13 protein-coding genes are annotated in these 20,620 nt (G+C 61.0%); 10 read left to right on the forward strand and 3 right to left on the reverse strand.

Annotated features, from left to right (window positions below; all coding sequences use genetic code 11):
• Positions 1–27 precede the first annotated feature (27 nt).
• From O3300_RS24040 to O3300_RS24050, 3 genes are all read right to left on the reverse strand, one after another.
• Positions 28–2,874 carry a TonB-dependent receptor gene (locus O3300_RS24040; RefSeq protein ID WP_305054325.1) on the reverse strand — a complete coding sequence of 949 codons (2,847 nt, stop codon included), beginning with the start codon at positions 2,872–2,874 and terminating at the stop codon, positions 28–30.
• Between the two features lie 357 nt (positions 2,875–3,231).
• Positions 3,232–5,901 (reverse strand): TonB-dependent receptor, encoded by a 2,670-nt coding sequence (locus O3300_RS24045; protein ID WP_305054326.1) that lies wholly within the window; start codon positions 5,899–5,901, stop codon positions 3,232–3,234.
• A gap of 330 nt (positions 5,902–6,231) precedes the next feature.
• Positions 6,232–6,540, reverse strand: coding sequence for a TonB-dependent receptor (locus tag O3300_RS24050; protein ID WP_305054327.1), 309 nt, complete (start codon positions 6,538–6,540; stop codon positions 6,232–6,234).
• Between the two features lie 380 nt (positions 6,541–6,920).
• Here O3300_RS24050 and O3300_RS24055 point away from each other — a divergent pair, with 380 nt between their 5' ends.
• The 10 genes from O3300_RS24055 to nusA all read left to right on the forward strand — a co-directional run bounded on the left by O3300_RS24055 (position 6,921) and on the right by nusA (position 20,595).
• Positions 6,921–8,759: an ABC transporter substrate-binding protein gene (locus O3300_RS24055; protein ID WP_305054328.1), complete on the forward strand. Its 1,839-nt coding sequence runs from the start codon at positions 6,921–6,923 to the stop codon at positions 8,757–8,759.
• Positions 8,760–8,787: 28 nt separating this feature from the next.
• Positions 8,788–9,726 carry an ABC transporter permease gene (locus O3300_RS24060; RefSeq protein WP_034782513.1) on the forward strand — a complete coding sequence of 313 codons (939 nt, stop codon included), beginning with the start codon at positions 8,788–8,790 and terminating at the stop codon, positions 9,724–9,726.
• Between the two features lie 9 nt (positions 9,727–9,735).
• Complete coding sequence (locus O3300_RS24065) at positions 9,736–10,851, forward strand: ABC transporter permease (protein WP_305054329.1); 1,116 nt, start codon at positions 9,736–9,738, stop codon at positions 10,849–10,851.
• Positions 10,852–10,860: 9 nt separating this feature from the next.
• On the forward strand, positions 10,861–12,552 hold the full coding sequence (locus O3300_RS24070) for an ABC transporter ATP-binding protein (RefSeq protein WP_305054330.1): 1,692 nt from the start codon (positions 10,861–10,863) through the stop codon (positions 12,550–12,552).
• Between the two features lie 27 nt (positions 12,553–12,579).
• Positions 12,580–13,542: a VTT domain-containing protein gene (locus O3300_RS24075; RefSeq protein ID WP_251349817.1), complete on the forward strand. Its 963-nt coding sequence runs from the start codon at positions 12,580–12,582 to the stop codon at positions 13,540–13,542.
• Positions 13,543–13,931: 389 nt separating this feature from the next.
• A complete protein-coding gene (locus tag O3300_RS24080; RefSeq protein WP_077400303.1) occupies positions 13,932–14,951 on the forward strand; it encodes a glucokinase in 1,020 nt (339 codons plus the stop codon).
• 398 nt (positions 14,952–15,349) lie between these two features.
• Positions 15,350–16,144, forward strand: coding sequence for an SMC-Scp complex subunit ScpB (gene scpB / locus O3300_RS24085; RefSeq protein ID WP_077400306.1), 795 nt, complete (start codon positions 15,350–15,352; stop codon positions 16,142–16,144).
• Positions 16,137–18,200 (forward strand): 23S rRNA pseudouridine(2605) synthase RluB, encoded by a 2,064-nt coding sequence (rluB, locus tag O3300_RS24090; RefSeq protein ID WP_305054331.1) that lies wholly within the window; start codon positions 16,137–16,139, stop codon positions 18,198–18,200. The genes scpB and rluB overlap by 8 nt, the downstream gene beginning before the upstream one ends.
• 344 nt (positions 18,201–18,544) lie before the next feature.
• A complete protein-coding gene (rimP, locus tag O3300_RS24095) occupies positions 18,545–19,033 on the forward strand; it encodes a ribosome maturation factor RimP (RefSeq protein WP_035828693.1) in 489 nt (162 codons plus the stop codon).
• Complete coding sequence (gene nusA, locus O3300_RS24100; protein ID WP_077400312.1) at positions 19,030–20,595, forward strand: transcription termination factor NusA; 1,566 nt, start codon at positions 19,030–19,032, stop codon at positions 20,593–20,595. The genes rimP and nusA overlap by 4 nt, the downstream gene beginning before the upstream one ends.
• Positions 20,596–20,620: the final 25 nt, after the last annotated feature.

Here is a 20,620-nt window from a genome sequence, read left to right on the forward strand (position 1 = left end):
TTTCAGTTTTCAGCCGATGCAATCAGCTTAGAACTTGTAGGAACCGCTCAGGTAGAACTGGCGGCCCAGGGCGCTCGAGTACGATGGGTTGTAGCCAATTTGATGCGAACCCGTGTTGCGCAGGGTGAACGGCGGATTGCGGTCGAACAGGTTCAGGATGCCGCCCGTGATTTCCACGTTCTTCATAGGACGGTAAGCCGTCTGGAAGTCGAAGGTGGTGTAGCTCGGCACTTCCAGCTGGATGCCATAGCATTCGCCAGGGCTGCCGGCGACGATCACGGCGCAATCGTCGACCGTCTGTTCCTTGTCCGTGTAGCCATTGCGGTAGCTGGCGCTCAGCGTATGCGTGAACTTGGCCGTCTCATACGAGGTGGTGGCGCGGATGATGTTGCGGAAGCTGACCTTGTCGTTCGAACCGTAGCGATTCAGGCTGGTTTCCCACTGATCATCGGTGCCCGGCGTCGTGTAGCGCGAACGCAGCAGGTAGGTACCCATCAGGCGGCTCGTCAGACGGCCGTCCAGCAACTTCATCTTGTGGGTGAAGTCGTAGTCGATACCGCGGTTTTCCACCTTGCCGATGTTAATCGGCAGCAGCTTGATGGCCAGCACGTCGAGGCCTGTCGAGGTGATGTGCTTGGTGGTGAACAGGTTGGCATACTTGGCTGGATTGTTGAAGATCAAGCCTTCGGAGACTGCCGTGACCTGGTCGCGGATTTCCACGTTCCACAGGTCGAACGACATCGACAGGCTGTCGATCGGCTCGAACACGGTACCGATGCTCCATTGCTTCGACGTTTCCGGCTTCAGTTCAGGATTGCCGCCCTGGAAGGCTTCGAATTGCTGGCGTCCAACGCCACTGCAATAGCTGGCCAGCGGGTGACCGCCCATGCCGTTTGCCGCCGTCAATGGGCATTGGTAGTTACCGCCCGTGACGCCCCAGTCTTCCAGCGGTCCGGCGATTTCCTGCATGCTGGCGGCGCGGAAGCCGGTGCCGGCAGCGGCGCGGAACATCAGGCTCTTGGTCGCGGAATACTTGCCGCTGATTTTCCAGGTGGTGGCGTTTTCTTTCTTGCCTACCGTCTTGCCCGTCAGCTTGTCGTCGATGGCGCCGATCTGGTCATAACGCACCGAACCGGTTACTTCCAGTTTTTTCGAAATCGGCAGCATCAGCTCGGCATAGGCGCCAGCGTTGTCGCGTGCGTATTCGCTGTCGACTTGCGCATTGTCAAACAGGATTTGCGCCTGCTTGGCGACATCCGCCTGTTGCATCTTGAACGAGGTGTTGCGGTAGTCGGCGCCCACGCCCAGCATGGCGGTGCCGCCTGGCAGCGAGAACACAGGGCGCGAAGCGCGGCCGTCGACGCCCTTCATTTCCACGGTTTGCGTGTTGTAGGTGCCGCTGAAGCCAGTACCGAGCAGGGCTTGACGCATGGTGTCCGGCATGGCGCCCACGGGGTAGGCGAACGGGTCGATAGTGCCGGCGTCGAGCAGGGCGTTGAACTTGTCGGACAGCGGGAAGCCGCTGACGTAGTCCTGCGTCTGCTTGTTTTTCGAGTACGTCACGGCCGTGTTGATATCCCAGCCGAATGCACTGCCTTCCACGCCACCGACGAGGTGGGTCGCCTTGTTGCCGTAGTCGTACACGCGGTTACCCATTTCGGACAGGCGGTACTTGGCGACGCCGCTCACGGCATTGGCCAGCTGCGACGGGCTCAACTGCGAGGCAATGTATTTGCTGAACAGGGGCGAATTCGGGGAAATGGAGAAATCGGCCGGGTACGGCGCGATGCTGGCCTTGATGCTCGCTTCGGTGTAGGCGAAGTCGTAGAAACCTTGCCAGCCGGTCTTGCCCAGCTTGACGGTACCCGAACTGAACAGCGAGTCGCGCTTCGATTCGGGATTGATTTCAATGGTCGACGGCGAGTCGAAATAGCAGTTGCCATCGCCGTAGAAGTCCATATTGCCAGGCGCGCACTTGCCGCCATGGGCCAGTGCATACGGATTGGCCAGGTTGACGGTATCGACGAATGGTTTGTTGGTTTCCGGGTTGATCACCACATTGCCGTTTGCATCGGTACGGTTGTAGGTGGCTGCGGCATTGGCTGCCGACGAACGCGAGGAACCGTTGATGAATTGCAGCGCCTTGCCGGTCTTCGGATCGTTGAAATTGATGATGCCGCTTTTCGCGAAGCTGCGCTGCGATGCTTTCAGCGATTTTTGTTCGTCGTGGCTGGCCGACACGAAGATGCTGTAGCCGTCTTCGTCGATATCGCCGAAGCCCTTGCTGATCGAAATCGAATTGCTGGCGCCGCCTTTTTCTTCAGGGCGCGAGTACTTGGCGTTGATTTCCAGCGGCGATGTGCCTTTTTTCAGGATGAAGTTGACCACGCCGGCGATGGCGTCGGCGCCATACAGGGCCGAGGCGCCGTCCGTCAGCACTTCCACGCGTTCGATGGCCGACAGGGGGATCGAATTCAGGTCGATGGTGGTGCCGGAATTGGATGGCGCCAAGCGGCGGCCGTTCAGCAGCACCAGCGTGTAGGCTGCGCCGATATCGTGGATCGAGGCCGTGGTGACACCGCCGCCGCCGCCGCCCACCGAATCGGCGGCCACGGAGAAGCCCTGCATTGCAGGAATTTGCTGGATGAAATCGGTAACCGTGGTAACGCCGGTTTTCTTGATGTCTTTCTGGTTGAACGACTGTACCGGCAGCGACGCTTCGGAAGCGATGCGCTTGATGCTCGAACCCGTGACTTCCACGCGTTGCATGGTGCCATCTGTTGTTTCTTGCGCATACGCGGCGTGCATGCCCAGGGCCATGCCGCCTGCAAACATCAGGCGCAGCGACCGCGATATTACATTTTCTATCATCATCTGAAATTCCTTGTTATTGTGATAAAGATGGCATTTATTTTGAAATAACATGTTGCTTGCTGACAATTTATTTGCTTATTTCAAAATTGACCAACGAAAATTCTGTAAATTTTCTTGGGCCTCATCAAAACATTCACGATTCAGATTGTCAATTTCGTGCGGACTTTTTGGACGAAATGCAACATTTTCCTGTTTTTTTTATAATCCTTCAGCAATAAAATATCGTGAACCCTTGTCAGACTTGCTCAGATGCGTAAAATAAAACGGCGCACATCATCGCTGATGGCGCCGTCTTTGGTTCCGCTGGCAAATGCCTGCCAGCGCTGCCCGTCTGATCGCGTTTCCCGCAATTCCCCCTTAAAACGTATAGCTGCCGCGCAAGTACCAGGCGCGCCCGATCGGGTCCGTGTAGCGCGGGTCATAGCCTTTCTGGAACAAGGTGCCCTGGTTCGAGAACGGTGGTTCCTTGTCGAACAGGTTTTTCACGCCGGCCGTCAGCAGCAAGCCTTTCCATGCATAGCTGCCCGACACGTTCAGCAGGCTGTAGGACGGCACATCGTGGCGGTACTGGGGATCCACCTGGTTCTGATCCGTGTAGCCGGACTTGAACGATTGCGACACGGTGGCGCCCCAGTTGCCCATGCGCCAGTTCAGCGCCGCCGTATGCTTCCAGCGGAAGACGGGATTGTTGTCCGCGTAGCGGCCCACGTTGGCGATGAATTCGCCGCCGCGCTCGTTCTGGTAATCATACTTGTGGGTCCAGGTGCCGTCGACCGACACGCTGAAATCGCCATACGCGCCGCGTCCCAGGCGCGCATTCAGGCTGACGTCGATGCCGTCGGTCTTCACTTCACCGAGGTTGTCGTTCAGGTCGAGGATGGCGTAGGGCGAACCGTCGGGATTGCGCAGGAACAAGGCCTTGTATTTTTCATAGTTGCCGTAGATCGATTGTTCGGGCAGGGACGAAATCTTGTCCTTCAAATGGATGTTCCAGTAATCGACGGCGACGGTGACTTCCTTGATGGGTTCGAGCACCAGGCCAAAGGCGAAGGTGGTGGATTTTTCCGGTTTCAGCTTTTCATTGCCGCCTTGCAGCTTGAATTGCTGCAAGTCGCAATCGCGCAAGGGATTGGCGCCCGGTTGCGGCACGCCTCCGGGGCACAGGATCGGGTCGTCGTAGGAATCGTTGGTATCGTTCTTCGACGGCGGCGCATTCTTTTCAAACAGCGTGGGCGCGCGGAAACCCGTGCTGGCCGAGCCGCGCAGCACCAGCGCGCTGCTGGCCTGGTAGCGCAGGGCCAGCTTCGGATTGGTGGTGCTGCCCACGTCGCTGTAATGGTCGAAGCGGGCGGCCAGCTGCACTTCCAGGTCCTTGATCAGCGGCAAGTTAACTTCGCCGAAGACGGCCTGGATCGTGCGTGAACCGCTCTTCGACAGCGAGCCGGACAGGCCTGAACTGGTGGCCTGGCCGGCGATGTCGCGGTTCACGTTGAAGTCGGCCTTTTCGCGCCGTACTTCGCCGCCGAGCGCAATCGCCAGCGGGCCGCCGGCCAGTTGCATCAGGTCGCGGCTGCCCTTGAGGTCGAAGCCCGTGGTGGTGACCTTGGCGTTCTGCACTTCGCCGCGCAGGGCGGTGCTGTCCAGATAAGTCTTGCCGGCCGCATCCTGCACGCCAAACGGGTTCAGGATGCCATTGAGCACGCCGGCGGCGAACGAGGCATCCTGCACATAGCCACCCGTAAATTTCTCCGACGATTTGCTGATCGCGTGGCTCAGCCCCGTCTTGTAATCCCAGCCCGCCAGTTCGCCTTCGAGAGCCAGCACCAGGCGGTCCGCCTTGCCGTCCGAATCGATCTGCCGCTGGCCCGCTTCCACGGGGCGCCAGTTGACGCTCAGCGGCTGGCCCGACAAGCCCGGCTGCGCCGGCACGCCGCCCGCATTGCCCGGATAATATTTGCTGCTAATGGGCAAGATCAAGCCCGTTTGCGGCGGCGGCGCCGTGCGTGCCTTCACCTTGTTTTCCGAATGCAGATATTCCACCGTGGCCAGGTGGCCGCCGCCGAGCTTGAAGGCGCCCTTGCCGAAGAAGGCCACTTGCTCCTGCGCGGGCAGATCGTCGATCTGGCGCGTGTAATCCTGGCGGCAAGTGCCGTTGGCGGCCGCCACCGACAGCGGTGGCAGACAGCCGCTGGCCGCGTACGGATTGCCGGCCAGGCCCTTGCCGCCGTTGGCCGCCGCATCGAAGTAGTTTCCGGGGAAGGTGGTGCCGCTGGTGAGCGACAGGCCCCGCTCGGGAATGATGCCGGTCTTGGAAAAATCGCGGTCCTGCGACGTGAGCACATTTTGCTTGTGGTAGTCGACCACGCCGAAAATATTGTAGCCGTCCGTGTCGAGCTTGCCGAAACCCGTCGACAGGTTGATGCGGTGCTCGCCGCCGCCCTTGTGCTCGGGCGCGACGACTTCGGCGGTGATATTCGTGACGTTGACGGAGCGCTTCGTGATGAAGTTGATGACGCCGCCGATGGCGTCCGTGCCGTAGATGGCCGAGGCGCCGTCGCGCAGCACTTCGACCCGTTCCAGGGCGGCGATGGGGATGATGTTCAGGTCGACGCTGGCGCCGTCATACGGATGGTTGGCGATGCGCCGGCCGTTGAGCAGGACCAGGGTCTTGTCGCCGCCCAGGCCGCGCAAGTCGGCGCTGGCCTGGCCGCCCGTGGGCAAGCCGCTGGTATTGCCGCCGACGGCATTGCCGCTGCCCATGCTGGACGCATTCGAGGGGATCTTGCTGAGCACTTCCTGGGCCGTCGTCAAGCCCTGTTTGGCAAAATCCTCTGCCTTGAAGATGGACAAGGGCGTCGCCGTTTCCGAGACGAGGCGCTTGATGGAGGAACCGGTGACTTCGACGCGTTGCATGCTGCTGGTATCGCTGACTTCTTGCGCCAGCACCTGCTGGCTGAGCAGGCCTGCGGCAAGGCCGCTGGCGCAGATCAAACGGATGGAACGGGACAAGCGTGTTTCTCTGATCATGTTCAAGACTCCTGGAAAAGCGGTTGGCTAGAAGGGCAAGAACGGCCGCGCTGGTTGGCGCACCGAGAACATTGAAAAGTATTTATATCTTTTCAAGAGATTCACTGTAATGAGCTGCAAAAGTCCTTGTCAACGTGGCAAACAGGTTTGTGTGTCTAAACAACGCAGTGCATCAGAGGTACTGATTTAGAACAAAGAAGGTGCATTTTGTGCCGCATTTTTGACGAGGCTGCGATCCCCCCTCGTGCGCAAAATAAAAAAACGCTCGCTGCAGTGCAGCGGGCGTTGGTGTGGATGGCATGACGATAGTGACTTGTGCCTGCCGGATGTTCAGGCTGTGCGTGGCAGCCTGAGCGGACGCTGGAAGAAATTGTCGCTGGCGCCCAGTTTCGGCGTGGTCGACGAGAAACGGTCGTATTTGTCGTCACGCAAGGCGCCGGACAATTCCACCATCTTGATCACGGGCGCCAGCACTTCCAGGAACACGGCCGACACCTTGCTGTCGCCCCTGGCGGCTACATAGCTGGAATGGATGGCGCCGTCTTCCGTGCCCGACAACGATGGATTGTCGAGCTTGTCGCGGCGGTGTTCCGCGCCCACGGCCAGGCCCAGGGCGCCGACTTGTTTTAATATTTGCAATTATTTTAATGTTGCACCGCGCCGTATATTTTCCGTACTGCCATAAAAACTGTCGTCATTCAGGGCCGTAACGGTTACTGCCAAGTCGTTTTTTCATGGTGGCGACCGGTCTTTGTTGCGCTGCGGAAGATTTCCCCTGCACGGCAGGCAGCCGTGGCTGCCCGCCACGCCCGTACTGCGGCTTTTTGCCCGGCGAACAAAATATGCGTTATCGTTACGCCTTTTTCCAGCGCGCCTGCATGCGGACGGGGCTGGCGATGAGCAAGGCATAGATCTTGCGAGGATGGACTGGTTTTGGCGGTGGAATCCTGTATCCCAGGGGGAAGCCAGTACAAGCGCACCAATACGGTGCGACAGATAATCGAGATGAAGGGTATTACATGAAGTCACCATGGATGCGGCGCGTGGCGCTGCTCGCCTGCCTGGCCACCCTGCCGCTGGCGGCCGTTGCCGCCGATGCCCCCAGCGCCGCGGCCGCGCCGGTCAAAACCTTGCGCTATATCTTGCCGGCCGCCGAGACGGGCTTCGATCCGGCCACCGCGCGCGACCTGTATTCGAACCACATCACGCAGGCTGTCTTCGACACCCTGTACACCTATGATTACCTGGCGCGCCCCGTCAAGGTGGTGCCCGGCGCGGCTGCCGCCATGCCGGAAGTGTCCGCCGACGGCAAGACCTACACCATCCGCCTGAAAAAAGGCATCCTGTTCACGCCCGATGCGGCGTTCGGCGGCAAGCGCCGCGAACTGACGATGTCCGATTACGTGTATTCGTGGAAACGATTGTTCGACCCGCGCCTCGCTTCGCCGCACAGCTGGCTGTTCGAAGGCAAGGTAGTGGGGCTGGACGACCTGGCCAAGGAAGCGGCCAAGGCGAACAAGCTGGACTTCAACAAGAAGGTGGCCGGCCTGGAAATTCTCGACCCGTACACCTTGCGCATCACGCTGACCAAGACGGATTTCAACTTCCCCATGATCCTCGCCTACGTGCCGACGGCCGCCGTGGCGCGCGAAGTGGTGGACAAATACGGCGACGTGAAGGGCGAAGTGGGCTCGAATCCCGTCGGCACCGGCTACTACACGCTCGGTGAATGGACGCGCGGCAACCGCATCGTCCTGAACCGCAACCCGCAACACTTGCCGGAAACGTGGAATTTCATGGCCGGCGACGACCCGGACGACCAGCGCATCGTGCGCCAGATGCAGGGTAAACGCATTCCCGCCATCGACCGCATCGAAATTTCCGTGATGATCGAAGACCAGTCGCGCTGGCTGTCCTTCCAGAGCGGCGGCACGGACGTGTTCTGGCTCGACGGCCCGCTGGCGCCGAAAGCATTGCTGAACGGCAAGCTGCGTCCCGAACTGGCGGAGAAGGGCGTGCAACTGTCGCGCTTGCTGGACCCGGAGATCAGCTATTACTACTGGAACATGGAAGACCCCACCCTCGGCGGCTTCAGCAAGGAAAAGATCGCGCTGCGCCGTGCCATTGCCATGGCGCACAATATCGATGAAGAAATCCGCATCATCTGGAATGGCCAGGCCAAGCGTCTCGACTATCCGATCCCGCCGGGCGTCGTCGGCTACGATCCGCACTACAAGAGCCTGCTGCAATACGATCCCGTGCTGGCCAATAAATTGCTGGATAAATTCGGCTACAAGAAGGGCGCCGATGGCTGGCGCACCTTACCGGACGGCAAGCCGCTCCTGATCCGCTACGCTTCGCGCAACGAAGCCAATGGCGTGCTGCAGGCGGAAATGTGGCGCAAGACCTACAACTCGCTGGGCATCCGCATGGAAAACGACCGCATGATCTTTTCCGACATTTTGAAGACGGAAAAGCAGTGCAAGATGCAGACGCGCACGGCGCCATGGCTGGCCGACTATCCGGACGGCGACAACTTCATGCAGTTGTTCTACGGCCCGAACACGCACCAGAACAACAATGGCTGCTACCAGGACCCCGAGTACGATAAATGGTACGCCGCCAGCCAGGCCATGCCGGCCAGCCCCGAGCGCGACGAGCTGTTCCACAAGATGGCGCGCCGCCTGGAAGTCAATGCGGGCGCCCTGATCGGCTACGCGCGCTACCGCAACATGCTGGCGCAAAAGTCGGTGCAGGGCTACAAGAAGCACCCGATCCTGTTCCAGGAGTGGGCGTACATGGATATCGACAGCACGGGCACGCCAGTGGCGCCCCTTGCCGATTCCGCTAAAAAATAAGCGCAGCTTATAACAACAAGGAATCATTATGTTTGCTTATATCCTGCGCCGCTTGTGGCAGATGCTGCCTACCATGCTGGGCGTCGTCCTGCTGGTGTTTATCCTGTTCAACTGGGTGGGCGGCGACCCCGCCTACATCCTGGCCGGCAAGATGTCGAGTGCGGAAAGCATCGCCAACATCCGCCGCCAGCTGGGCGTCGACCAGCCGTATTACGTGCAACTGTGGATCTTCATCAAGCAGATCGTCACGTTTGACTTCGGCCAGAGCTGGGCGACGGGGGAATCCGTGTCGCACATCATCACCTCGCGCCTGGGGCCGTCGATGATGGTGCTGATCCCGCTGACCGTGCTGGAAACGTTCTTTGGCGTGGCGCTGGCGCTGGCCATCGCTTTCGTGCGCGGCTCGCTGACGGACCGCGCCGTCATGATCGCCTGCACGGTGGGCATGTCGATTTCCATCCTCGTCTACATCATCGTCTTCCAGTACGGCTTTGCCTACAAGCTGGGCCTGTTCCCCGTGCAGGGCTGGGGCGACAGCTTCTGGGAAAACCTGCTGCGCTATTCCACCTTGCCCATCCTGATCGGCCTGGCCGTGTCGATCGCGCCGACCCTGCGCCTGTTCCGCACCTTCGTGCTGGACGAGGCCAACCAGGATTACGTGCGCACGGCGCGCGCCAAGGGCTTGAAGGAAGGCCGCATCATGTGGGTGCACGTGCTGCGCAATGCCGGCATCCCCATCATTACCTATGTGATGTCGAACTTGCCGGCCCTGCTGATCGGCGCTTTCCTGCTCGAGCGCTTCTTCGGCATCCCCGGCATCGGGCGTGAAGTGATTTTGGCTGTCGAGCGCAGCGACTTTCCGGTGATCAAGGCGATCACCGTGTATGTCGCCGCCGCCACCATGCTCTTCAACCTGCTCACCGACCTGCTGTACCAGGCGGTCGATCCTCGCGTACAACTGAAGTAGAAAGAGACGATGTCGAAACCTCATACATCGCCCGGCCTGTGGGCCCTGGCGTGGCGCCGTTTGCGCGGCGACAAGATTGCAATGGTATCGCTGGCCGTGGTCGGCGCCTTTTTCCTGCTGGTACTGGCTTCCGCCAGCGGCCTGGTGGCTTCGAACTGGGAAGACGAAGTGGCCGTCAGCTACGCGCCGCCCACGTTTGTCGGCGCCGACAAGGACGTCGCCGCGGCCGGCGACGGGGCCATTCCCCTGGCCGACGAGCGCAGCTCACCCACACCCGTCAACGTGCTCGACCCGCTGGCCGATGATATCGCCGAACTGCGCGCCCAGATGGGCAGCAACCCATCGGCTGGCGTGGAAATGTACGGCGTCGCGGACCCGCTGGCCGACGACTTGACGGCCTTGCGCGCCGGCATGGGCAAGGCCAAGAAACTCGTCACGCACAAGGCGGCAACCTTGCCGTTCGGCGCCGACAAGTGGGGCCACGACATCCTGCAGAAAACCGTCAAGGGCGGCGAGACGTCGATCGTCGTGGGCCTGGTGGCCGCCTTGCTGGCCGTCGTGCTGGGCACCATCTTTGGCGCCGTGTCCGGCTACTTCGGCGGCATCGTCGATGACTTCTTCAACTGGTTCTACAGCATTTTTACGTCGATTCCGTCCATCCTGATGATCTTGACGGTGGCGGCCGTGCTGCAGCAGAAGGGTGTGCTGACCATCGTGCTGATCCTGGGCTTGACGGGCTGGACGGGGCCGTACCGCTTGATCCGCGCCGAATACATCAAGCACAAGGCGCGCGAGTACGTGATGGCGGCCGACGCCATCGGCGCCTCGCACTGGCGCAAGATGTTCTCGCACATCTTCCCCAACGTCAGCCACGTGGCGCTGGTGCAGATGTCCATCCTCGTGGTGGGCTTCATCAAGGCGGAAGTGATCCTGAGTTTCCTCGGCTTTGGCGTGCCGGTGGGCACCGTCTCGTGGGGCAGCATGCTCAACGAGGCACAAAATGAACTGATCCTGGGCAAATGGTGGCAGCTGACAGCCGCCGCCACGGCGATGGCCGTGCTGGTGACGGCGTTCTCGCTGTTTACCGATGCCTTGCGCGATGCGCTCGACCCCAAAGTGAAATAGGAGTTGCTCATGGACCAGAATAACCTGTTGGAAGTGCGCGACCTGCGCGTCACCTTCCGCCTGGACAAGAAGACCACGTTCGAAGCCGTCAAGGGCATCTCGTTCAACGTGCCGCGCAACAGCACCGTCGCGCTGGTGGGCGAATCGGGCAGCGGCAAGTCCGTCAGCTCCCTGGCCGTGATGGGCTTGTTGCCGCCGGATAACACCATCATCGATCCCGCTTCCAGCATCCACTTCGGCGGGCGCGACTTGCTGCAACTGTCGATCGCCGAGCGGCGCACCATGTGCGGCAAGGATATCTCGATGATCTTCCAGGAACCGATGTCGTCCCTGAACCCCGTCTTCACGGTCGGGTTCCAGATCGCCGAAGTGTTGCGCCAGCACATGGGCATGAACCGCAAGCAGGCGCGGGCGCGCACCCTGGAATTGCTCGAGGAAGTGGGCATACCCGACCCTGCCACGAAAATCGACGCCTACCCGAGCCAGATGTCGGGCGGCCAGCAGCAGCGCGTGATGATCGCCATGGCCATCGCCTGCGAACCGAAGCTCTTGATCGCGGACGAGCCGACGACGGCGCTGGACGTGACGATCCAGAAGCAGATCATGGACCTCATCGCGGCGCTGCAAAAGAAACACCAGATGTCCGTGCTCTTCATTACCCATGACCTGGGCCTGGTGGGAGAGATCGCCGACCAGGTGATCGTCATGCGCCACGGCGAAGTGCGCGAGACGGGGGACGTGCGGCAAGTGTTTGAAGCGCCGCAAGACAGTTATACCAAGGCGCTGCTGCATTGCCGTCCGTCCCTGGACGAGCGCCCTTGGCGCCTGCCCGTCATCGCCGATTATATGGATGGCAAGGCGGGCCCCGGCATCGAGGTGAAGCAGCGCACGCGCGGCTACACGCCGGGCGACGAGCCCGTGCTGGTGGTCAATAACTTGAGTAAAAGTTTTTACACGCGCGAGGGACTGTTCGGCAAGCGCGAATTCCAGGCCGTCAAGGACGTGTCGTTCACTTTGCCACGCGGAAAAACGCTGGGCGTGGTGGGCGAGTCCGGTTCCGGCAAGACGACGGTGGGCTTGACCCTGCTGCGCCTGCACCAGGCGACGGGCGGCACGGCCATGTTCCACGGCAAGGATCTGATCGCCATGCCGAACAAGGAGTATTTGCCGTATAAACGCCGCATCCAGATCATCTTCCAGAATCCATATGCCTCGCTGAACCCGCGCTTCACGGTAGGGCAGATCCTGCTGGAACCCATGCGCATCCACAAGATCGGCGCGACGGACCAGGAACGCATCGCCAAGGCCTACTGGCTGCTCGATAAAGTGGGCTTGCCGGAGCAGGCTTTCCACCGCTATCCGCACGAGTTTTCCGGCGGACAACGCCAGCGCATCGCCATTGCCCGCTGCCTGACGATGCAGCCGGAAATTCTCGTCTGCGACGAATCCGTGTCGGCGCTGGACGTGTCGGTGCAGGCGCAGGTATTGAACTTGCTGCAGGATTTGCAGGATGAATTCGGATTGTCGTACATCTTCATCTCGCACGATTTGTCCGTCGTCAAATACATCGCCGACCAGGTGATGGTGATGCACAAGGGGCAAGTGGTGGAACTGGCCGATTCGGATGAGCTGTACCGCAATCCCGTGCATCCGTACACGCGCACGTTACTAAGCGCCATACCGAAGGGCGTGCAAATATAAACACGCTTTTACGGTAAGATAGCGGCCATGCCCAACCTCATTTACCTGCTCGAACATTACGGTGTCCTGATTGTCTTTGGCATCGTGCTGGTGGAGCAGCTCGGCCTGCCGATTCCCGCCTTTCCCATCCTCGTGGTGGCGGGGGCGCTGGCCGTCGATGGCGACATGAATGGGGGGCTGGTGCTGGCCGCCGCGCTCAGCGCCTGCCTGATCAGCGACTTCACGTGGTTCCGCGCGGGCCGCCATTTCGGCAAGCGCATCCTGCGGCTGCTGTGCCGTATCTCGCTGTCGCCCGATTACTGCGTCAGCCAGACGGAAGACAAATTCAAGCGCTGGGGCCCGAAGGCCCTGATCGTCTCCAAGTTCGTGCCGGGATTCAATACCGTGGCCGCGCCCATGTCGGGCGCGCTGGGCACGCCGCCGGGTTTGTTCTTCCTGTACGCGGGCCTGGGCGCCTTGCTGTGGACGGGCACGGGCATCGTCGTCGGCGTGATTTTCCATGCCAGCGTGCAGCAGGTGCTCGACTTGCTCAGCACCATGGGCAGCACGGCCTTGCTGATGCTGGCCACCTTGCTGGGCTTGTTCCTGCTGTACAAATTCCTCGAACGCCGGCGTTTCCGCCAGGCCTTGCAGATCGAGCGCATCGGCATCGATGAATTGCTTGAACTCATAGAGCAGGGCGAAGAGCCGCTGATGGTCGACGCGCGCAGCGCCACGGCGCAGGCGCTGGAACCGGCCGTGCCGGGCGCTTTGTTCTTCAATGGCAAGGAACCGGTGCCCGCCATGATCGCCATGGACAAGGATCGCCACATCATCGTGTATTGCAGCTGCCCCAACGACGTGACGGCCGCGCAAGTGGCCAAGCTGCTGCACCAGCATGGCTTCCACCGGGCCAAGCCCCTGCATGGCGGCCTCGATGCGTGGAACGCCGCCTACCGCTCGGACCAGCCGGCGCCCGCCAGCCTGCTGGGCGAAGGCTTGCCCTCCTGATCCGGGTTGCCGCCGGCACGCCAGGCTGGCAATAAAGCCCGCAGTAAAAACCGGTAGTAATAATACGAAAACACCTTTGCGGCCCGGCCAGGACGGCAGCGCCGCACCAGCGCCGCCGCGTACCAAGCGGCTTTGCGCAAACTCCGGCATACTCTGTTTTCAAGGTGACTCCTGCTGCTGTGCAGCATGCTTTTCGCGTGCCTGGCGAGTGCAAGTACTTACTATAAATCATTGTTTCTAAGCAATTTTGACGCTGCCTGTTGCATTTGGAGTGGAACTACCAATAAAGGCTTGTTTTGATGTACTTAAACTACAAACTTTGCTTGCCTCCGGGCGCATTCATCCTTTAAGCTTGGCGTCCCATGCGTCCCACTTCATCATTTAAAATCATGAGCGCTTCGTCTTCTCCCGTACTGCCGACTTCCGCCTTCGCCGATGGACCGCGCCTGCTGGCCGACGTGGGCGGCACCAATGCCCGTTTCGCCCTGGAAGTGGCCGCCGGCCACATCACCCTGGTGGAAGTGTTGCCCTGTGCCGATTACCCGAGCCTGTCCGCCGCCCTGCAAGCCTACCTGGCCCTGCCGCACATCGCCGCGGCCGGCGGGCAAGCCGTGCGCCATGCCGTGATCGCCATCGCCAATCCCGTCGACGGCGATTTCCTCAGCATGACGAACCACCACTGGTCGTTCTCGATCCGCGCCATGCGCGAAGAGTGCGGTTTCACGACCCTGGACGTGGTCAACGATTTCACGGCCCTGGCGCGCGCCTTGCCGCAGCTGTCCAACGAGCAAAAGCACCAGGTGGGCGCGGGCACGGCCCGTCCGAACACGGCCATCGGCCTGATCGGCGCCGGCACGGGCCTGGGCGTATCGGGCCTGATTCCTTCGCATGGCGGCTGGATCGCCCTGCAAAGCGAAGGCGGCCACGTCAGCTTCGCGCCGTTCAATGAAACGGAAGTGAGCATTCTGCAATTCGCCTGGCGCGAATACGAGCATGTCTCGGCCGAACGCCTGATTTCCGGCGATGGCCTGGAATTGATCTACCGCGCCCTGGCCGACCGCGCGGGCGTGCCGGCGGAAGACTTGCCGGCGGCAGAAATCACGCGCCGCGCGCTGGCTGGCGAATCCCAGCTGTGCGACGATGTCATCGAAGCGTTCTGCTGCATGCTGGGCACCGTGGCGGGCAACGTCGCCGTCACCCTGGGCGCGCTGGGCGGCATCTATATCGGCGGCGGCATCGTGCCGCGCCTGGGCGCGCGTTTCGACCGCTCCGGCTTCCGCGCCCGCTTCGAGCGCAAGGGCCGCTTCGCCAATTATGTCTCGCAAGTGCCGACCTTCGTCATCACGGCGCAGTACCCAGCTTTCCTGGGCGCATCGGCCATTCTCTCGGAGAAACTCGCCTCCCTGTGATGTTGGCAGCGGGCGGGATGTCGCGCCAGAGCCGGGTAAAACGCGTGTTTTACCCGGTTTTGCGCTTTTCCGCTTTTTATCAGGTACAATTGGCATCGTTGGATGAAACGACGACTGTCGCTTTCCCGTCTGGCTGCATCGTCGCCACGGGAAAAGCAGCTGCTCCGGAGTTCGTTTCATTGCTGGTTATTTAAGGCCAGCACCATGGATGGCAGGACTTTCACTGCATCCGCTTTAGTCCCGCTTTGCGCGCATCGGCCAAGGCGTCGGAAAAACAGCCTCAACTAGTAACCCAGCACGGCGTCATCATCGATGTCTGCCCTCTGTTACGTTGAAATGAACGTTTTTGATTTCTTTCTCTGCATACGAATTGCAACACACATCCGCACAGAATTGCTATGAATACAATTGAGGCTAAAAAAGTCCTCGAAACCGCGTTGCTGTGCGCTCGTGAATCGCTGACGATCCACAGCTTGAAGAAGCTGTTCGTCGATGCGGACGAGAATGGTCGCGTGCGTGGCGTCGGCGTCGGCGCCGACACGATCAAGCAATTGCTGGAAGAGTTGCGCGATGAGTGGGAAGGGCGCGGCATCGAGATCGTCAGTCTCGCTTCGGGCTGGCGCTTTCAAAGCCGCCCGGAAATGAAGATGTATCTGGACCGTTTGACTCCCGAGCGGCCGCCCAAGTATTCGCGGGCGACCCTGGAAACCCTGGCCATCATCGCCTACCGCCAGCCGGTGACGCGCGGCGATATCGAGGAGATTCGCGGCGTTGCCGTCAATTCGCAGACGATCAAGATGCTGGAAGACCGTGGCTGGGTCGATGCCATCGGTTACCGCGATGTGGTGGGACGGCCGGCCTTGCTGGCCACCACCAAGCAGTTTTTGGATGACCTGGGTTTGCATTCGCTGTCCCAGCTGCCGCCGTTGCAGCAAATCAGTGAAATGCAGGGCAATGGGCTGGAAGCCCTGGAAGCAGCCCTGCAAGAGAATTTTGACAAGGCAAGCAATGAGCTTGTCCCCCAGCTTGGTGCAGGTAGCAATACGGCTGTGACAGATGTAGATGTGACAGCAAGCCTTGATGCCGGCCCCGATGCTTCGCCCACGGACGAAGCCTACACTCACGACCCTGCGCCAGAACTAACGGTTGACGCTGCGCCAGGTCAGCACAGCCAAGAAACGAAGAATGAATAATCCGAACACACCCGAGACAGTAACCGCCAGCGACGAAGCCATCGTTGCCAAGCCCAAGCGCCGCACCAAGGCTCAGATCGAAGCCGATACGGCCGCTGTCGCCGCTGCAGGCGACACCGCCGCTGCCAAGCCGAAGCGCCGCACGAAAGCCGACGTGGCTGCCGATGCGCCCGTCGTCGTCGCCGCTGCTGAAGCGGCGCCAGCCGCCAAGAAAACCCGCGCCAAGCCAGCCCTGAAGGCTGTGGCCGACGCCGCCGAAGCGGCTGCCGAGGCGGTTGCCGCCCCGGCACCGCGTCCGCCGCGCGCCCGCGCCGCCGCCAAGGCCGCTGCCGCCGTCGCTGAAACGGCGCCGGAAGCCGTCGCCGACAAGCCGGCCGAAGCGCGCCCGACGCGCGGTCCGCGCCAGATGCGTGGCGTGCAGGCGGAGCGCGCGCTGCGCCAGCCGCCGCGCGCCGAAGCGCCGCAGGCAGCCGAAGCCGCACCTGCCGCCGAGCAAGCTGCCGCGCCTGTCGCCGATGTGTTCGATGCCGAAGGCAACCTCGTATCCGGCCCGCGCCTGCCGCGCGGTCCGCGCAACGACGTGCCGGGCGCCGGCAAGAATGCCGGCAAGAGCCGCAAGAAGGGCAAGGGCCGCCAGGCTGCGCCGGGCAAGCTCAGCGACGCTGATGCTGTCTTCTCGTTCGTCACCTCCGACGCGTTCGACAGCGAAGAAGGCGGCACGGGCCGCGTACAGAAAGCCGTCGTGCGCCGCGATCTGACGTCCGACGACGATGCGCCGAAGCTGCACAAGGTGCTGGCCGAAGCCGGTCTCGGTTCGCGCCGCGACATGGAAGACCTGATCATTTCGGGCCGCGTGTCCGTCAATGGCGAGCCAGCCCACATCGGCCAGCGCATCCTGCCGAGCGATCACGTGCGCATCAATGGCAAGTTGATCCAGCGTCGCGTCAGCAAGAAGCCGCCACGCGTATTGGTCTACCACAAGCCGGCCGGCGAAATCGTCAGCCATAATGACCCGGACGGCCGTCCATCCGTATTCGACCGCTTGCCGACCATGAAAGCCGGCAAGTGGCTGGCCGTTGGCCGCCTCGACTTCAATACGGAAGGCTTGCTGCTGTTTACCACCTCCGGTGACCTGGCCAACCGCCTGATGCACCCGCGCTACGGCATCGACCGCGAGTACGCCGTGCGTACCCTGGGCGAGCTGGAAGAGGGCATGCGCCAGAAACTGCTGGCCGGCGTCGAGCTGGAAGACGGCCTGGCGCAGTTCTCGAAGATCGCCGATGGCGGCGGCGAAGGCATCAACAAGTGGTACCGCGTGGTGATCGGCGAAGGCCGTAACCGCGAAGTGCGCCGCATGTTCGAAGCCATCGGCCTGACCGTTTCGCGCCTGATCCGTACCCGCTACGGCGCCATGACCCTGCCGAGCGGCCTGAAACGCGGCCGCTGGGAAGAGATGGATGAAAACACCGTGCGCGACCTGCTGACCGCCTACGGCATCGAAAAGAAAATGCCGGCATCGGGCGACCCCCGCGCCGCTGGCGCCGCCAAGGGCCGCGAAGCGCGCAAGGCCAGCCGCGATGACGAGCCAAATGGCAACCGCATCGATGTGAGCAACCGCAACGCCGATCCTTTCCCGGTCGCGCCGCGCCGTGGCCAGCCGCAAGGCCAGTTTGCCCGTCCGCAAGGCCAGGGCCGCCCAGGCGGCGCCGGTCGTCCAGGCGACGCGCGTGGTCCTGGCCGTGGCCAGCCGCAAGGTCCGTTCCAGGGTGGTCAGCCCCGCTCGTCGGCATCGTTCGAAGGCGCGCCGCAAGGCCAGGGTCGTCCGCCGCGTGCGGCAGGCCAGGGTCAAGGCCGTCCGGGTGGCGAAGGCCGCGCGCCGCAGCGCGGTCCGCGCCAGCCCGATCCGCTGCAAACGGCGTTCGGCTTCGCCAACACGGGTCCGCGCCGCAATACGGGTGGCGGTGGTGCTGGTGGGCAACGTTCCGGTGGTCAGCCGCGTGGCGGCATGGATCGTGGCGGCATGGATGGCATGCCGCGCCGCCGCAGCAAAGGTTAATCGGGAAGAGTTTCTTCTTGCGCGCCCGCCGATCTGCCGCGGGTGCGCGCTCTTGTAACTGTTGTAAGCCGGGCCGCTCCGCGTGTGCGGCATTGCGGCGAAGTTAATAAGAGGTTATAATCTGCAGCCTAATAAAAGTTCTCCGCAGGGTTGTTTGGTGGGGAGTGCTTTCATCTGGTTGGGGAAATACAAGAAGATGGGCAGATGCCCATTTTTTTTTTGTTGAACCGTTTGTAATGGCTCCGCAAGGGGCCATATATGACTTGAATGCGTGTTTTTGCATGTTGTAGGCGCCCGATGTGGCGCTGTCATGCCGAAAACGGGCCTTATTTCTGGAGAATTTCTTGCAGCAGTTGGGATTAATTGAAAAGACAGTTACAGGTCTGGGCTATGAGCTCGTTGATGTCGAACGTGCCGAGCGCGGACTGCTGCGCGTCTTTATTGATTTCAGCGCCGCCGATGCCGCTGAAAAAGGTCCGATCACGGTCGAAGACTGTGCCACGGTGAGTCACCAGTTATCGCATGTGTTGACGGTAGAGAACGTTCCTTACGAGCGCCTCGAGATTTCTTCCCCGGGTCTGGATCGTCCGGTGCGCAAGCTGGAAGACTTTGTCCGTTTCGCAGGTCAGGAAATCATCGTCAAGCTGATGGTGGCGATGCCGGGTACGAACAACCGGAAATCGTTCCAGGGGATCTTGCAAGAACCCGTGGGCGATAAATTGTCGTTGGAATTTGAAGGTAAGGATGGTCCGGCGATGTTGGAGTTTACGCTCGCGGATGTGGATAAGGCACGCTTGGTGCCGCAGGTGGTTTTTAAGGGACGCAAAGCATGAGCCGCGAAGTTTTATTATTGGTTGACGCGCTGGCGCGCGAAAAAAACGTCGATAAAGATGTCGTCTTCGGCGCCCTCGAATTCGCGTTGGCGCAAGCCACGAAGAAACGGTATGAGGGTGAGGTAGACATCCGCGTTTCGATCGACCGCGAAACGGGCGAATTCGAATCGTTCCGCCGCTGGCACGTGGTGCCCGATGAAGCGGGCCTGCAATTGCCGGATCAGGAGATCCTGCATTTCGAGGCAAAAGAACAGATTCCGGATATCGAAGTCGATGACCACATCGAAGAACCGATCGAATCCGTCGAATTCGGCCGCCGTTTCGCCCAGGATACCAAACAGGTCGTCCTGCAGCGCGTGCGTGACGCCGAGCGCGAACAGATCCTGGTCGACTTCCTGGAACGCGGCGACTCGCTCGTCACCGGCACCATCAAGCGCATGGAACGCGGCGACGCTATCGTCGAATCGGGCAAGATCGAAGCGCGTCTGCCACGCGACCAGATGATCCCGAAAGAGAATCTGCGTATCGGCGACCGCGTGCGTGCTTTCATCTTGCGCATCGACCGCAATATGCGCGGCCCGCAAGTGATTTTGTCGCGTACCGCGCCAGACTTCATCATGAAGCTGTTTGAACTGGAAGTGCCGGAAATCGAGCAAGGCATGCTGGAAATCAAATCCGCAGCCCGCGATGCCGGCGTCCGCGCCAAGATCGCCGTCTACACGGCCGACAAGCGCATCGACCCGATCGGTACTTGCGTCGGCATGCGCGGTTCGCGCGTGCAGGCCGTGACCGGCGAACTCGGCGGCGAACGTGTCGATATCGTGCTGTGGTCGGAAGATCCGGCGCAGTTCGTCATCGGCGCCCTGGCGCCGGCGAACGTGTCGTCGATCATGGTCGATGAAGAAAAACACGCGATGGATGTCGTCGTGGACGAAGAAAACCTGGCAATCGCGATCGGCCGTTCCGGCCAGAACGTGCGCCTGGCCTCGGACCTGACCGGCTGGAAGATCAACATCATGACGGCCGAAGAATCGGCTGACAAAGCTGCCCAGGAAACGGCTGCCGTGCGCATCCTGTTCATGGAAAAGCTCGATGTCGACCAGGAAGTGGCCGATATTCTGGTGGAAGAAGGTTTCGCCAGTCTGGAAGAAATCGCTTACGTGCCAATTTCCGAAATGCTGGAAATCGAATCGTTTGACGAAGATACCGTCAATGAACTCCGTACCCGTGCGCGTGATGCGCTCGTGACCGAAGCGATTGCTTCGGAAGAGGGTCTGGAAGGCATGGACGAGGCGTTGGTCGGTCTGGAAGGCATGGACCGCATTACCGCCGGCAAGCTGGGTCTGGCTGGTATCAAGACCGTTGAAGCATTTGCAGCACTGGCATACGACGAATTTGGCGCAATCCTGGCCTTGTCTGCGGACCGTGCGCGTGAACTGATTACAAGTGAATTTAAAGATGTGACCGACGATGAGATGAAGTTGGTTGACTCGAAATACGACGATCGTGCCAAGGCGTTGCAAGCCAAGGCATGGAGTCTGGCCGAATCCGCAAAGGCTTAATTTGAGTATCTTTATCATCTCCGCG

Origin of the sequence: Janthinobacterium sp. SUN206 (genome assembly GCF_030587305.1) — a bacterium.
Taxonomy (GTDB): domain Bacteria; phylum Pseudomonadota; class Gammaproteobacteria; order Burkholderiales; family Burkholderiaceae_D; genus Janthinobacterium; species Janthinobacterium kumbetense.

Coding starts and splice junctions, on each gene's coding strand:
- O3300_RS24045 (WP_305054326.1), bottom strand. CDS start 5,901: ATGATCAGAGAAACACGCTTGTCCCGTTCCATCCGTTTGATCTGCGCC.
- O3300_RS24070 (WP_305054330.1), top strand. CDS start 10,861: ATGGACCAGAATAACCTGTTGGAAGTGCGCGACCTGCGCGTCACCTTC.
- O3300_RS24065 (WP_305054329.1), top strand. CDS start 9,736: ATGTCGAAACCTCATACATCGCCCGGCCTGTGGGCCCTGGCGTGGCGC.
- O3300_RS24075 (WP_251349817.1), top strand. CDS start 12,580: ATGCCCAACCTCATTTACCTGCTCGAACATTACGGTGTCCTGATTGTC.
- O3300_RS24080 (WP_077400303.1), top strand. CDS start 13,932: ATGAGCGCTTCGTCTTCTCCCGTACTGCCGACTTCCGCCTTCGCCGAT.
- O3300_RS24060 (WP_034782513.1), top strand. CDS start 8,788: ATGTTTGCTTATATCCTGCGCCGCTTGTGGCAGATGCTGCCTACCATG.
- scpB (WP_077400306.1), top strand. CDS start 15,350: ATGAATACAATTGAGGCTAAAAAAGTCCTCGAAACCGCGTTGCTGTGC.
- nusA (WP_077400312.1), top strand. CDS start 19,030: ATGAGCCGCGAAGTTTTATTATTGGTTGACGCGCTGGCGCGCGAAAAA.
- O3300_RS24040 (WP_305054325.1), bottom strand. CDS start 2,874: ATGATGATAGAAAATGTAATATCGCGGTCGCTGCGCCTGATGTTTGCA.
- O3300_RS24055 (WP_305054328.1), top strand. CDS start 6,921: ATGAAGTCACCATGGATGCGGCGCGTGGCGCTGCTCGCCTGCCTGGCC.
- rluB (WP_305054331.1), top strand. CDS start 16,137: ATGAATAATCCGAACACACCCGAGACAGTAACCGCCAGCGACGAAGCC.